Origin of the sequence: Streptomyces sp. Edi2 (assembly GCF_040253635.1) — a bacterium.
Classification (GTDB): Bacteria; Actinomycetota; Actinomycetes; order Streptomycetales; family Streptomycetaceae; genus Streptomyces.
On record NZ_JBEJGX010000003.1, the window covers coordinates 7,752,029 to 7,765,365 of the forward strand.

General features: G+C 71.5%; 10 protein-coding genes. 2 read left to right on the forward strand and 8 right to left on the reverse strand.

Annotated features, from left to right (window positions below):
* Positions 1 to 24: 24 nt before the first annotated feature.
* The 4 genes from ABR737_RS37315 to ABR737_RS37330 all read right to left on the reverse strand — a co-directional run bounded on the left by ABR737_RS37315 (position 25) and on the right by ABR737_RS37330 (position 5,197).
* Positions 25 to 816, reverse strand: coding sequence for a VOC family protein (locus tag ABR737_RS37315; protein ID WP_350255594.1), 792 nt, complete (start codon positions 814 to 816; stop codon positions 25 to 27).
* Between the two features lie 213 nt (positions 817 to 1,029).
* Positions 1,030 to 1,863 carry an aldo/keto reductase gene (locus tag ABR737_RS37320; protein WP_350255595.1) on the reverse strand — a complete coding sequence of 278 codons (834 nt, stop codon included), beginning with the start codon at positions 1,861 to 1,863 and terminating at the stop codon, positions 1,030 to 1,032.
* A gap of 307 nt (positions 1,864 to 2,170) precedes the next feature.
* Entirely contained in the window at positions 2,171 to 3,997 is a 1,827-nt protein-coding gene (locus ABR737_RS37325; RefSeq protein WP_350255596.1) for an AMP-dependent synthetase/ligase, read from the reverse strand.
* 336 nt (positions 3,998 to 4,333) lie between these two features.
* Complete coding sequence (locus tag ABR737_RS37330) at positions 4,334 to 5,197, reverse strand: LysR substrate-binding domain-containing protein (RefSeq protein WP_350255597.1); 864 nt, start codon at positions 5,195 to 5,197, stop codon at positions 4,334 to 4,336.
* A 209-nt stretch (positions 5,198 to 5,406) separates the two neighbouring features.
* Between ABR737_RS37330 and ABR737_RS37335 the strand changes: the two genes are divergently transcribed.
* On the forward strand, positions 5,407 to 6,537 hold the full coding sequence (locus ABR737_RS37335) for a bile acid:sodium symporter family protein (protein ID WP_350255598.1): 1,131 nt from the start codon (positions 5,407 to 5,409) through the stop codon (positions 6,535 to 6,537).
* Positions 6,538 to 6,667: 130 nt separating this feature from the next.
* Here ABR737_RS37335 and ABR737_RS37340 read toward each other — a convergent pair whose 3' ends face one another.
* The gene (locus ABR737_RS37340) at positions 6,668 to 8,647 is read right to left on the reverse strand and encodes an exo-alpha-sialidase (protein ID WP_350255599.1); all 1,980 of its coding nucleotides are present in this window, start codon (positions 8,645 to 8,647) and stop codon (positions 6,668 to 6,670) included.
* Positions 8,648 to 8,894: 247 nt separating this feature from the next.
* A complete protein-coding gene (locus ABR737_RS37345) occupies positions 8,895 to 9,836 on the reverse strand; it encodes a quinone oxidoreductase family protein (RefSeq protein WP_350255600.1) in 942 nt (313 codons plus the stop codon).
* Positions 9,837 to 10,047: 211 nt separating this feature from the next.
* On the opposite strand from ABR737_RS37345, the gene ABR737_RS37350 reads away from it, so the two are divergent.
* Positions 10,048 to 10,491, forward strand: a complete 444-nt coding sequence (locus ABR737_RS37350; RefSeq protein WP_350255601.1) for a MarR family winged helix-turn-helix transcriptional regulator — start codon at positions 10,048 to 10,050, stop codon at positions 10,489 to 10,491.
* A gap of 94 nt (positions 10,492 to 10,585) precedes the next feature.
* On the opposite strand, the gene fdhD is transcribed toward ABR737_RS37350, so the two are convergent.
* Positions 10,586 to 11,446, reverse strand: coding sequence for a formate dehydrogenase accessory sulfurtransferase FdhD (fdhD, locus tag ABR737_RS37355; protein WP_350255602.1), 861 nt, complete (start codon positions 11,444 to 11,446; stop codon positions 10,586 to 10,588).
* Positions 11,447 to 11,764: 318 nt separating this feature from the next.
* On the reverse strand, positions 11,765 to 13,087 hold the full coding sequence (locus tag ABR737_RS37360) for an FAD-dependent monooxygenase (RefSeq protein ID WP_350255603.1): 1,323 nt from the start codon (positions 13,085 to 13,087) through the stop codon (positions 11,765 to 11,767).
* Positions 13,088 to 13,337: the final 250 nt, after the last annotated feature.

Sequence of the window (13,337 nt, forward strand, 5' to 3'; positions counted from 1 at the left end):
ACGGCCCCTCAGCCTTGATGCATCTCAGCCTTGATTCATCGGCTTCGGGCTGATCACGGCGAAGGTCGCGCCCTGCGGGTCGGTCACCACGGCCATCCGGCCGGCAACCATGTCGAAGGGCTGCTGCAGCGCCGCACCGCCGGCCGCGGTGATCTTGTCGACCGTGCCATCGGTGTCCGTCACCGCGAAGTACACCAGCCAGTGCGAGGGAGTGCCGGACGGCATCTGTTCGGACATCGGCTGCATACCGCCCACCGGCCGGCCATTCACCGTGAGGGCGTAGTAGTTCTCGGCGCCCTCCATGGGGGCGCTGTCGATACCGAAGGCGGCCTTGTAGAACGTGGCGGCGGCGGACGGGTCGGTGGTGTTGAGCTCGTTCCAGATCAGTGCGCCCGGCTCGTTGACGATGCCGGAGCCGGGGAAGTCCACGGGCTGCCAGATGCCGAACACCGCTCCGGTGGGCTCGGCCGCGATACACATCCGGCCGAGCGTCATCACGTCCGTGACGGGCATCAGGAGCGTGCCGCCGGCCTGGCTCACCGCTTCGGAGGTGGCGTCCGCGTCGGCGGCCGACAGATAGGTGGTCCACACGGTCGGCGGCGCGGGCTGACCGCCCATCGGGACGGCGGCCATGATGCCGGCCACCGGCTTGCCGTTCAGCGTGCAGACGGCATAGCCCCCGGTCTCCGCGGGCCCGACCTCTCCGGCCCACCCGAAGACCTCGGAGTAGAAGTCGATGGCGGCTTGCTGGTCAGGAGCCGCGAGATCCACCCAACAGGGCGTTCCGGGCTGGTAGGGAGAGGTGACTTCAGGCATCGTGCCTCCTCGATGGGGGCACCTCCCCTGCCAGGGCACGCGGGAGGCGCAGGACAAAGCGAGGGGTACCGGTCCCGGCCGGTACGCCGGGTCCGCCCCACGCTCACCCTCCACACTTCCTGCCGTCCGCCGGGCCCGCCACTCGGGTACGGCAACGGCGCCGCCCGGACGAGCCGGGCGGCGCCGCTACGGGGTGCCGTTACGGAGCGGCGGTCAGGCCACGTCGAAGGTGGCCGGGTCCGGGCCGATCCGGTTGCCGGTGTCCAGGCCGGCGAGGGTGGCAAGGTCCTCGTCGTCCAGCTCGAAGTCGAAGACGTCGATGTTCTCGGCGATGCGCGAAGGGGTGACGGACTTCGGGATGACGACATTGCCGAGCTGGAGGTGCCAGCGCAGGACCACCTGGGCGGGGGTCTTGCCGTGCTTGGCGGCGAGCGTCGCGATCGCCGGGTCCTCCAGGAGGCCCTTGCCCTGGCCGAGTGGCGACCAGGCCTCGGTCACGATGTTGTGCCGGGCGTGGAAGGCGCGGGACTCGGCCTGCGGGAACTGCGGGTGCAGCTCGATCTGGTTGACGGCCGGGACGACGGAGGTCTCGCCCAGCAGCCGTTCCAGATGCTCGGGCCGGAAGTTCGAGACACCGATGGCCTTGGCGCGGCCCTCCGCGTAAATCTTCTCCAGGGCGTTGTACGTCTCGACGTAGCGGTCCTTCGACGGGAGCGGCCAGTGGATCAGGTAGAGATCCACATACTCCAGGCCGAGCTTGGTGAGGGAGGTGTCGAAGGCGCGCAGCGTGGAGTCGAAGCCCTGGTCGGCATTCCAGAGCTTGGTCGTGACGAACAGTTCGTCACGGGCGATTCCGGAAGCAGCGAGCGCCTTGCCCGTGCCCTCTTCGTTGCCGTAGATCGCCGCGGTGTCGATGCTGCGGTATCCCGCGTCCAGGGCCTGGCCGACGGCGGTGAACGCCTGGTCGTCCTCGACCTGCCAGACGCCGAAGCCGAGCTGCGGCATCGCGACGCCGTTGTTGAGCGTGATGGAGGGAACCTTGCTCACGGGGGAATCGATCCTTACGTCGGCTTTCTCGTTCACGGATGTCAACGATCATCCGTGGACGCGCATTCCCGCGCGGGCCGACGGGATGCCGGAGGAAGGCCGGGTATTCGTGGGAACGCGCCGTGAGCGGGACCGGCCGGCCGCGCTCCGACGCCGCAATTACGGGGCATGCCGCAATTACGGGGCATGCCGCGCCGCCGCGGCAGCCGGTTCGCCGAGAGTGAACGCACCGGTGGGAGCACCATCAGATGGGGCGCGGCTTCCCGGGAGACCACCTGGAGGCCCCCGGGAAGCCGCGCCCCGCCCGTCACGTCTGGTACAGCGCGTCCACCTCGACCTGGTACGCCGTCTCGATCGCCTTGCGCTTGAGCTTCAGCGACGGGGTCAGCAGCCCGTGCTCCTCGCTGAACTGGTTGGCCAGTATCCGGAAGGTACGGATCGACTCGGCCTGCGAGACCAGCGTGTTGGCGGCGACCACGGCGCGCCGGATCTCGGTCTCCAGGTCCGGGTCGCGCACCAGGTCGGTCGGCGGCATCTTCGGCTTCTCCCGCATGGCCAGCCAGTGCGCGACCGCCTCCGGGTCCAGGGTCACCAGCGCCGAGATGAAGGGCCGGTCGTTGCCGACGACGATGCACTGGGCGACCAGCGGATGCGCCCGTACCCGCTCCTCCAGGCCCACCGGCGAGACCGTCTTGCCGCCGGAGGTGACCAGGATTTCCTTCTTGCGGCCGGTGATCGTCAGGTAGCCGTCCTCGTCCAGCGCGCCCAGGTCACCCGTGGAGAACCAGCCGTCGTGCAGCACGGCATCGGTCGCCTTGGGGTCGTTGTGGTAGCCGTGGAAGATCTGCCCGCCGTACAGCCAGATCTCGCCGTCCTCCGCGATGTGCACGGTGGTGCCGGGGACCGGGGTGCCGACGGTGCCGAAGCGGGTCCGCTCGGGTGGGTTGGCGGTGGCGGCCGCGGTGCTCTCCGTCAGGCCGTAGCCCTCGAAGATCCGTACGCCGGCGCCGGCGAAGAACAGCCCGAGGCGCCGCTCCATCGCCGAGCCACCCGACATCGCATGCCGCACCTGGCCGCCCATCGCGGCCCTGACCTTGCTGTAGACGACCTTGTCGAAGAACTGGTGCTGCATGCGCAGCGAGGCGCTGGGCCCTGGCCCGGTGCCGAAGGCCTTGTGCTCCTGTGCCTCGGCGTAGCGGACCGCGATCTCCACGGCCTTGTCGAACGGGCCGACCTTGCCTTCCGCCTCCGCCTTGCGCCGGGCCGCGGCGAAGACCTTCTCGAAGATGTACGGCACCGCGAGGATGAACGTCGGCTGGAGGCTCTGCAGATCGGGCAGGAGGGCACGGGCCGCCAGCTCGGGCTGGTGGCCCAGCTTGACCTGGCCGCGGATCGCGGAGACCTGCACCATCCGGCCGAAAACGTGTGCCAGCGGCAGGAAGAGCAGGGTGCACGCCTCATCGCCCGCCTTGGAGTGGAAGACCTTCTCATAGCGGAGCACCATGTTGTCGGACTCGGCCATGAAATTGGCGTGGGTGATCACACAGCCCTTGGGGCGGCCGGTGGTGCCGGAGGTGTAGATGATCGTCGCGGTGGCGTCCGGGGTGACGGCCATCCGGTGCCGGTGCACCACGTCATCGTCGATGTGCGCACCGGCCGCGTTCAGTTCGGCCACCGGGTCGGTGTCCAGCTGCCACAGTTTGCGCAGGTGGGGCAGCCGGTCGATGACCGATCCGACGGTCATCGCATGGTCCTCGTGCTCGACCACACAGGCCGAGACGCCCGCGTTGTGCAGCATCCAGAAGACCTGCTCGGCCGATGACGTCGGATACAGCGGTACGGACTGGACGCCGATCGACCACAGCGCGAAGTCGAACAGGGTCCACTCGTAGCGCGTACGGGACATGATGCCGATCCGGTCACCGAACCGGACGCCCTGCGCGAGCAGACCCTTCGCCAGGGCGAGAACTTCGTCCCGGAATTGTCCGGAGGTGACGTTCTGCCAGTTTCCCTCGTCGTCCTTACGCGCCAGTGCGACGCGTCCGGGATCGGCTTCGGCTTGTTCGTAGACGACATCCGCCAGCCCGCCGACCTGGGGCGCGGTCGCCAGTGGCGGGACGGTGAACTCGCGCAATGACCCAGCTCCTCGTGGTGTTGCTCACAAGGCCGCGACCGTACCCCAACGTGACCGCATCCGGCAGATCCGTACCACGTGGTGAATCCGGCGGCATGGGATCTGGCCAACCGTCGAAATCGGGTTACTTCGGAGAAGCCTGGACATGATCCAGTCAGTTCAACGCCGGACGATCACGACGCCGGGACCATATCTGCACCAAATCTCTGCACCTCGCACCGGATCGGACGGAAACCCGGCGCGGAGGCCCTGACCAGGGCTTGTCCTGTGGGGGCCAGGCGTCTCCCGGGGCCTTGTGGGCGGGCCCTGGGCCCCTGGCGCAGCCCTGTTGGGGTCCTAGGGAAGCTGCAGCCGGTCGCCGCCCGCCAGGATCGCGTCGGCCAGTGCCTCCGCCGGGCCCCGTGCCGCACGCTTGCGCTGCCCGTGGAGCAGAACGAACTCCACTCCGCCGAGTTCCGGCAGCCCGGCGCGTGGTGAAATCCGGGCCAGACCTGGCGGGATCATGCCCCTCGTATGTGCCATAACGCCCAGGCCTGCCCGAGTTGCGGCGATCAGCCCGTTGAGGCTTCCGCTGGTGCAGGTGATCCGCCATTCCCGGCCCGCGCGCTCCAGCGCCTCCAGTGCCCTGGCACGGGTCAGCGCGGGTGGCGGGTAGACGACCAGGGGGACCGGGCGCTGCGGATCGAGGCGCAGCCGCTCGGCGCCCACCCACACCAGCCGGTCGCGCCACACCAGCCGTCCGCGCGCCTCGTCGGGGCGCCGCTTGGCGAGGACGAGGTCGAGCCGCCCGGCCGCCAGCAGTTCGTGCAGGGTCCCCGACAGCTCGACGGTCAGCTCCAGATCGACCTCGGGGTGGTCCCGCCGGAACTCTTCGAGGACCTCCGGCATCCGGGTCAGCACGAAGTCCTCCGAGGCACCGAAGCGGAGCCTGCCACGCAGCCGGGTTCCCGCGAAGAAGCTCGCGGCCCGCTCGTTGGCCTCCAGGATCGTGCGGGCGAAGCCGAGCATCGCCTCGCCGTCCTCGGTCAGCTCCACGGCATGGGTGTCCCGGGTGAACAACCGGCGCCCGGCGGCCTCCTCCAGCTTCCGCACGTGCTGGCTCACGGTCGACTGCCGCAGCCCGACCCGGTGCGCGGCCTGGGTGAAGCTCAGCGTCTGCGCCACGGCGAGAAAGGTGCGCAACTGCGCGGGTTCGAACACGGGCCCTCCGCCTCTGCCGTCCGGCTTCCCTTGTTGCCGTCCGGCTTCTCCTTCTGCCGTCCGACTCTGCATCCTGATCCGGCTCTCATCGCGAACCGTAATCACAGTGACCACGGTAAGAGGGTTTCCCGATGTCCGTGGTCCGGGCACCCTGGAGGGCCGGGGCCATGCCACCCGCCCCTGAGCCGTCGAACGACCGAAGAGAGACCATGCGCCGCCCTTTGAACCAGCTCCCGTCCTGGCTGCCCGTGGACGGATACCTCCTGGCGCTGGTGGGCACGGTCGCCCTGGCCGCTCTGCTGCCCGCCCGCGGACCGTCCGCCGCCATCTCCGAGGGTGCCTCCACCGGCGCTGTGACGCTGCTCTTCTTCCTCTACGGCGCCCGTCTCTCCACCCGCGAGGCGATGACCGGACTGCGCCACTGGCGGCTCCATCTCACGGTCCTGGCCTGTACGTTCGTGCTCTTCCCGGTGCTCGGACTGGCCGCGCGCGGGCTGGTTCCCCACGTCCTGCCGCCCGCCCTCTACACGGGACTGCTGTTCCTGTGCCTGGTGCCGTCGACCATCCAGTCCTCGATCGCCTTCACCTCCCTCGCCCGGGGCAATGTCGCGGCGGCGATCTGCGCGGGGTCGTTCTCCAGCCTCGTCGGCCTCGTCGTCACGCCGCTGCTGGCGGTTCTCGTCCTGCACGGGGGCGGCGGTGGCTTCTCGGCCGATGCGCTGTTGTCGATCGTCTGCCGGCTGCTGCTGCCGTTCGTCGCCGGGCAGCTGCTGCGGCGGTGGATCGGCGGGTTCCTCACGCGCCACAGGAAGCTCCTCGGCCTGGTGGACCGCGGCTCGATCCTGCTCGTCGTCTACACCGCCTTCAGCGCCGGCATGGTCGAGGGCATCTGGTACCAGGTCTCCGGCCTGCGGCTGCTCTGTCTGCTGGGCGTGGAGGCCGTGCTGCTCGCGGTGATGCTGACTGCCACCTCGTACGGGGCGAGGAGGCTCGGCTTCCCCCGTGAGGACCGGATCGCGATCACCTTTGCCGGCTCCAAGAAGAGCCTGGCGGCCGGCCTGCCGATGGCCGGCGTGCTCTTCGGTGCGCAGGCCGGACTCGCCGTGCTGCCGCTGATGCTGTTCCACCAGATGCAGCTGATGGTGTGTGCGGTCCTGGCGAAGCGTTTCGCGGCGCAGGGGGCGCACGGGGTGCAGGGAGCGCACGGGACACAGGGAGTAGGAGAGGCGCGGGAAGCACGAAACGCGCCGCCGGCACCGGTGGTTGGGGGAACCGGGAGGGGCGGCGCGGCCGAGGCGGAGGTGGCCGGCGAGACGGTGGTGAACGGGGCGCGGGGCTGAGGGGACCGCGAGGGCTGAGACGGCTGAGAGGACCGAAAGGGGCCGGAGGGCCGCGAGGGCTGAGCCCTGTGGCCTGCCCGCCGCGGTGGCGTCGGGCAGGCCAGGACCGTGCCTCGTCGGCCGGTGCGGCTCAGCCCTTCCCCGCACCCCCGCGCACCCGGTCCAGCGACAGCCCCAGGACCAGTGGACCGCCCACCGGGGCGTTGTCACTGCGTACGCCGGACAGTTCGGCGTCGGTCAGGGCCCGCCGGTAGACGCGTACTTCGTCCAGCGCGCCGGTGAACTGGGCGCGCCCGTCGGGCCGCTGACCCAGGTGCACGCCGAAGACCGAGCCGCGGCTGACCGACCCCGGGACATCGGGGACGACGGTGGTCTCCCTGCCGTCCACCATGAGCAGCAGCCGGCCACCCGTGCGGCGCAGCGCCAGATGGTGCCAGTTCCCGTCGTGGTAGCCGCTGTGGGTCACGGCCTGGGCGGTGGCGGCCGGTGCGGGGCCGTCGACGGCGGTGACGCGGGCGATGATCCGGTCGTGGCCGGGGTCGCCCTCCACCGCGACCTGCGGGGACTTGCTGCCCACACCGCCCATCCACAACAGCGGCTGTTCGCCGGTGGTGGCGTCCTGGCGGAACCACAGGCTGCAGGTGAAGTCGTGGGTGCCGAGCGGGAGGGAGCCGCGGTAGGGGAGGCGTACCGCATCGTCGGCGCCGTCGAAGGACAGTGCCCGGCCGAAGCGGCCGCCGGTGGCCCGGGCGCCGCCCAGGACGGCGGCCGGCCGGGCGCCCGGGGCGGCGTCGCCGGTGGTGGGATCCGGGCCGCGGCGCGGACCGAGCCAGTCCTCGGTGAAGCGGGCGAAGCGGATCTCGTCCCGGGCATCGGCCGCGCCGCCCTCGTACATCAGGCCGGTGACGTCGTCGGAGACGGCGACCAGGTCCGAATAGCCGGACCAGTCGGGGGTCACCCGGGCGCCCCGGTCGACGCTCTCCCAGGTGCGGCCCTCGTCCCAGGAGGAGCGGATGGTCATGGTCCGGCGCCGGTCGGGGTCGGCGGGCGCCGCGAACAGGGTGCGGCTGCGGCCGGCGTGCGGGTGCGCCAGCCGGAGCGCCGAGCCCTGCACCATCGGGGTGTAGAGGTCGGGCAGGGCGCGGAACGGGGCGGCGAAGGAGTTGCCGCCGTCACGGCTGACCGCCGCGGTGCGGTGGCCCAGATCGGTGCCGTCCTGTTCCCGCCCGTTGACGTAGACCGAACCGTCGGAGCGTTCCAGGAGCGCCATCTCCGAGGGCTTTTGACGGAACGTGCCGTCTGCGGCCAGGGGCCAGGTGTCCAGCGCGCCGACCTTCCAGGTGGCGCCGCCGTCGTCGCTGTGGACCAGGGCGGCGTGGTTGGCGGTGACCCGGTTGTCCGCGTAGCTCTCGGAGTTGATGCCGAACACCAGCCGGCCCGCGTGCCGTCCGCGGGTGAGCTGGATGCCGTGCAGGGGCCCGGTGGCGTACCACGAATTCCACTGCGGGGGACGGACGGCGGCGGTCAGGTCCCGGGGCGCGGACCAGGTGGCGCCGTCGTCGTCGCTGTACTGGAGGTGCGGGGTGCGGTCGCAGGGGACCTCGCAGCTGAGGCCGTCGGTGCGGCCCTTGTTGTAGGTCTCGGCGAGCACGATCCGGCCGGTGCGGCGGTCCACGATGGGTGCCGGGTTGCCGTGGGTGTCGCCGTTGCCGTGGTTGATGACCTGGAGCGGGCCCCAGGTCCGGCCGCCGTCGGTGGAGCGCTTGAGGACGAGGTCGATATCGCCCGCGTCACCGCAGTCGTGCCGCCGGCCCTCGGCGAACGCCAGGAGGGTGCCGCGCCCGGACTTCACGACGGCCGGTATGCGGAAGCAGAAGTAGCCCTGTTCCTGGGACGCTTTGTAGAGGATCTGCTGCTCGAAGCCGCCGGCGGGGGAGGGCGCCGAGGCGGCGGGACGGGCGCTGCCCGATGCCCTGTCAGGCGTGGCCTGTGCGGGGGCGGTCGGCAGGAGGGCGAGGGCGGTGGCGGTCAGCGCGGTGAGCAGGGCCGCGGCGCGGCGGCACCGGGGTCTGCAGCGGGGGCTGGGGTGTGCGCGGAGAACTGACGTCATGGTCCGGCCTGCCCTTCGAGGCATCGGCGTCGGGTCATCAGGACATCCCACGTCCTATGTGCATCGCGACGGAAGCTACTGCCGCGTGCGGACCGCGACAAGGAGCGTGCGCGGGTTCGACGCGCCGCGGCCGTAATTCACTCTCCCGGCCCGCAGATGCTGTGCCGGGAGTGTCCGGTGCGGTACGAGGGCCGGGAGCGCCCGGCGGGGCGGGCGCTCCACCGATGCCGACGACGACCGCCGTGCCTCACGGCCGCAGCACCACCTTCCCCAGGTTGGCCCTGGCCTCGATGATCTCGTGTGCCTTCGCGGCCTCGTCCAGGGGAAGTTCGGCATGGACCGCGGCCCGCAGCCGGCCGGCCCCGGCAAGCTCCCACAGCCGCGCCCGGTGCTGCTCGTACAGCTCCCGGTGGACGGTGGAGAAGCGACGCATCGTCAGTCCCGTGATGGTCTTGGCGCCCGCCAGTAGCTCGTGCGCCGGGACGATCCCCCCACCGGAGTTGAAGAAGATCAGACGGCCACCGGGAGCCAGCGCGTCCAGTGCGCGCGGCAGCAGCTCGCCGCCGACGCCGTCCAGGACGATATCGACCGGCTCGCCCCAGGATTCCTGGTCGTAGACCACCACCTCATCGGCCCCCAGCCCGTACAGGAACTCCGCCTTGGCGGGCGAGCTGACGGCGGCCACCACCCGTGGCACCCCCTGGAGCTTGGCCAGTTGCACGGCGAGATGCCCGGTGCCGCTCGCCGCGCCGGTGATCAGTACGGACTCCGCGCCCTGCGGTACCGCGGTGCTGAGCACGGCGAGCGCAACCTGGCCGCTGCGCACCAGCGCCACCGCCTCCACGGCGCTCGCGTCGTCCGGTATCCGGCTCGCCAGGAACGCGGGCGCGAGGGCGAGTTCGGTGTAGGAGCCGGTGAGGGTGAGCGAGGTGATGCGGTCGCCCGGGGCGAAGCCGGTGACGTCCGGGCCGACGGCGACGACCGAACCGGCGATCTCACCGCCGGGCATGGCGGGCAGCGGATCGCCGCCGCCCTTGCCGTCCCCGCGCACCCGTCGCACGCACGGCAGCGTGACCCCGATCGCCTCCGTGCGCACCAGCAGTTCACCGGGGCCGGGCACCGGTGCCTCGGCCTCCTCGACACGCAGGACCTCGGGGCCGCCGTAGGTATGGAATCGGACTCGGCGCATGGGCGGACACCTCCGGGGTCGTCGATCGGTGCGTGGCGGCAGACAGGGCAGACAGAGCAGGCAGATAGCCGGGCAGCCGGGCAGCTGCCCTGTCGCCGGACGGCACGCACCGACCAGTTTCATTGGGCGACCCAACAATAAAGTTTAATCATTGGCGACACCAATGGTTTTTCGTTGGGTTCGCCAAGGAAATGCTCGGTACGGTGGACCCATGGCCGACACCCCCTACGCCCCCCGCCACATCCGCGCGCTCCCCAGCTGGCTGCTGGGCCGCGCCGCCGCCCGCGGCCACCGCCTCGTCGCCGATGCCCTGGCCGGCGAAGGCATGCGGATGATGCACCACGCCGTCCTGTCGGCGGTCGAGGAACTTGGCCCGGTCTCCCAGGCGGAGCTCGGCCGGACACTGCGCATCGACCCCAAGGACATGGTCGCGATCGTCAACGACCTGCAGAGGGACGGGCTGGTGACCCGCACCCCCGATCCCCGGGACCGGCGCAAGAACGCCGTCGAGATCTCCGTCGACGGCCGGCAGCGGCTGCGCCGCACCCAGCAGCTCGGCGACGAGGCCAACGCGGAGCTGACCGAGGATCTGACCCCGGCCGAACGCGAGCAGTTGGTCGCCCTGCTGACCCGGATCGCGCTCCCGGGGCAGTGAGCCACCAGGCCGGTCGGCGCGGGGGCGCCCCGCCCATCGGTCCGCCTGCCCGGCCGACGGCCCGTGCACCGGCCGGTCTGGCGGGCCCGCGGCCTCAGTCGGTAGGCGTGGCGGCCGCTGCGGGCAGGGCGATGCGGTGCTCGCCCGCGTAGATGTTCATGGAGGAGCCGCGCAGAAAACCGACCAGCGTCAGCCCGGTCTCGGCGGCCAGGTCGACGGCGAGCGAGGAGGGCGCCGAGACCGCGGCCAGCACCGGAATGCCCGCCATCACGGCCTTCTGCGCCAGCTCGAACGACGCCCGGCCGGAGACCATCAGCACACTCGACGACAGCGGCAGCCGCCCCTGCTGCAGTGCCCGCCCCACGATCTTGTCGACGGCGTTGTGCCGCCCCACGTCCTCCCGGATGTCGAGCAGCTCACCGTCCGTCGTGAACAGCGCCGCGGCGTGCAGGCCCCCGGTCCGCTCGAACACCCGCTGAGCGGCCCGCAGCCGGTCGGGGAGGGCGGCGAGGGTCGCCGGGTCGATACGGACCGGGGTGGTGGGGGAAGCCTCCAGGGGCCAGCGGGTCGTGGTGCGCACCGCGTCCAGGCTGGCCTTGCCGCACAGCCCGCACGACGACGTCGTATAGACATTGCGCTCCAGGGTGATCTCCGGGACCGGGACCCCGTCCGCGAGCCGGACATCCACGACGTTGTAGGCGTTCTCCCCGTCCGCCGTCGCCCCCGCGCAGTAGACGATGTTCGCCAGCTCGTCGGCGCTCGCCAGCACGCCCTCGCTGACGAGGAATCCGGCGGCGAGCGCGAAGTCGTCGCCCGGTGTGCGCATCGTGATCGCCAGCGGCTTGCCGCCGAGCCGTATCTCCAGCGGTTCCTCGGCGACGAGGGTGTCCGGGCGGGTGCTCACGGCACCGTCGCGGATGCGGATGATGCGGCGTCGCTCGGTGACCCGTCCCATGTCTGATCAGTCCCGTCCTCACGGGCCGGAGCGGCCCGGTGGTGTCTGTATGGCGAGCCGGAGCAGCCCTTGGTGCGGCTTGGTGTCGCTCGGTGCTGTCCGGTGTTGCTCGGTGCGGTAGTTGCCGTCGTGGTCACCGGAGGTGGGTGTGCGGCGAAGTGACCTCGACGTTTCCATTCTCCTGCACGGGAGCGCGAGGCGGCGGCCGGCGTCGCAGCACGCGCCCCGCACCCCGCACCACAGGCTGGGTCGGGCGGTCGGCCGGCCAGCCGGCGGTGAGTGGCGCGTGCTGCGTACTGTGCGGCGCCCGGAAGGGTGTCAGCTCTTCAGCTCACGCCCACCGAATGCGCCCGAGCCGTCGGCCGCGGCCCAGGCGGCCTCCAGACCGGCCTGGTCCAGGGTCCGCCAGTCCGGGGTGTCCTGGACCAGGGTCCGTCCCAGCCGGCGACCCAGCTCGACCATCGTCCGGCCGGTGGCGCCCCGCTCGGTCCCGTACGCCGTGAGCGCGTCGGGCCGCTCCGGTACGGCGCGCAGCGCGGTCTCCAGGGCGGCGGCGTCCTGCAGCGCCTTGACCGCTCCGGCGCCGGTGTGCGGGCGGGCGACGGTGGCCGCATCGCCCGCGAGCAGCAGCCGGCCGGCCGTGTAGCGCGCGGCGGTGAAGTCGTACATCGGCTGGATGAACACCTCTTGACGCGGCGTCAGCCGCATCAGCCCGCCCCAGTAGGGCGGCAGCAACTCATCCGTGACGTAGGTGAAATGGGCGTGCAGGGCGTCGGTGAGGGTGCCCGGCGGCAGGCTGGTGGGGGTGTCGAGCCCCAGGTCGAGGCCGGCGGGCGGGGCGGTGTACAGGACCCAGTTCGCGCGGTGGCCGCCCTGGCCGTCCGGGATGCGGTAGATGATGACGTGGCCGCCGGCGAAGACGCCGTAGATGCAGTCCTCCTCCGCCCAGGGGTCGGCCGGCAGGCCGGGGAAACTGAGCTCCGTCAGCCGGTCGGCCGGGACCGCGCCACGCCAGGCGAGGTAGCCGGCATAGCCGGGCCGTACACCGGGGAACGCGGTCTCGCGGACCACCGAACGGTAGCCGTCCGCGCCGATGACCAGGTCGAATCGCTCCGTACGGCGGCTGCTGCCGTCGGCGCGCCGCTGTTCTCCGTTGCCCGCACGGCCCTCGGCCGCTCTGCTTCCCTCGCCGCCGTCGCAATGGACGCCGGCGCAGTCCGCTTCGTCGCTGACCGAGTCCACCCGTACCCCCGACCGGAAGACGGTGTCCTCCGGCAGCCGCCGCCGTAACTCCTGCCAGAGCGGCCCCCAGCAGTACGAGCGGAACGGGAAGGGCAGCGCGCCGATCTGACGGCCGAGCGGCCCGGCGCCGTCGCGTACGTACCAGCGACGGGTGGCCAGCTGCACCCACGGCATGGCGGTGTCCAGATACCCGGCGGCGGCGAGTTCGGCATACCGGGCGTTGTGCACCGCGAGGCCGACACCACGGTCCGCGAGGCGGCCGGCGGTGCGTTCGTAAACGGTGACCCGGCCGGCGCCGGCCCGGTGCGCGGCCAGTGCCGTGGCGCAACCGGCAATGCTGCCGCCCACGACGGCGACGTCGGCTCCGGCGATCCTGATGCGGTCGCTGTCCCTGTTCATACGCGGATACCCCCTGCGCTGTCCGGCGCCGATGGTCGGTCGGCTGCCTGGTGTGACCGGGCCCATCTTCGCAGGGCGCGTCCGGCCTGGCCTGCTCACCGAAACCGCTCCCTGCAGTACTTCCCTGCAGTACCTCCCACACCACTCCCCACACCACCTCCCGCACCGCCCTCCGGGCTGCCCCTCACCGTCACCCCTCCGGCCCCTCTCTCTGAAGCTCCCTGAAGCTCCGCTGAAAGAGGGGTGGCCG

Coding starts and splice junctions, on each gene's coding strand:
- ABR737_RS37315 (WP_350255594.1), bottom strand. CDS start 816: ATGCCTGAAGTCACCTCTCCCTACCAGCCCGGAACGCCCTGTTGGGTG.
- ABR737_RS37335 (WP_350255598.1), top strand. CDS start 5,407: ATGCGCCGCCCTTTGAACCAGCTCCCGTCCTGGCTGCCCGTGGACGGA.
- ABR737_RS37340 (WP_350255599.1), bottom strand. CDS start 8,647: ATGACGTCAGTTCTCCGCGCACACCCCAGCCCCCGCTGCAGACCCCGG.
- ABR737_RS37345 (WP_350255600.1), bottom strand. CDS start 9,836: ATGCGCCGAGTCCGATTCCATACCTACGGCGGCCCCGAGGTCCTGCGT.
- ABR737_RS37350 (WP_350255601.1), top strand. CDS start 10,048: ATGGCCGACACCCCCTACGCCCCCCGCCACATCCGCGCGCTCCCCAGC.
- fdhD (WP_350255602.1), bottom strand. CDS start 11,446: ATGGGACGGGTCACCGAGCGACGCCGCATCATCCGCATCCGCGACGGT.
- ABR737_RS37360 (WP_350255603.1), bottom strand. CDS start 13,087: ATGAACAGGGACAGCGACCGCATCAGGATCGCCGGAGCCGACGTCGCC.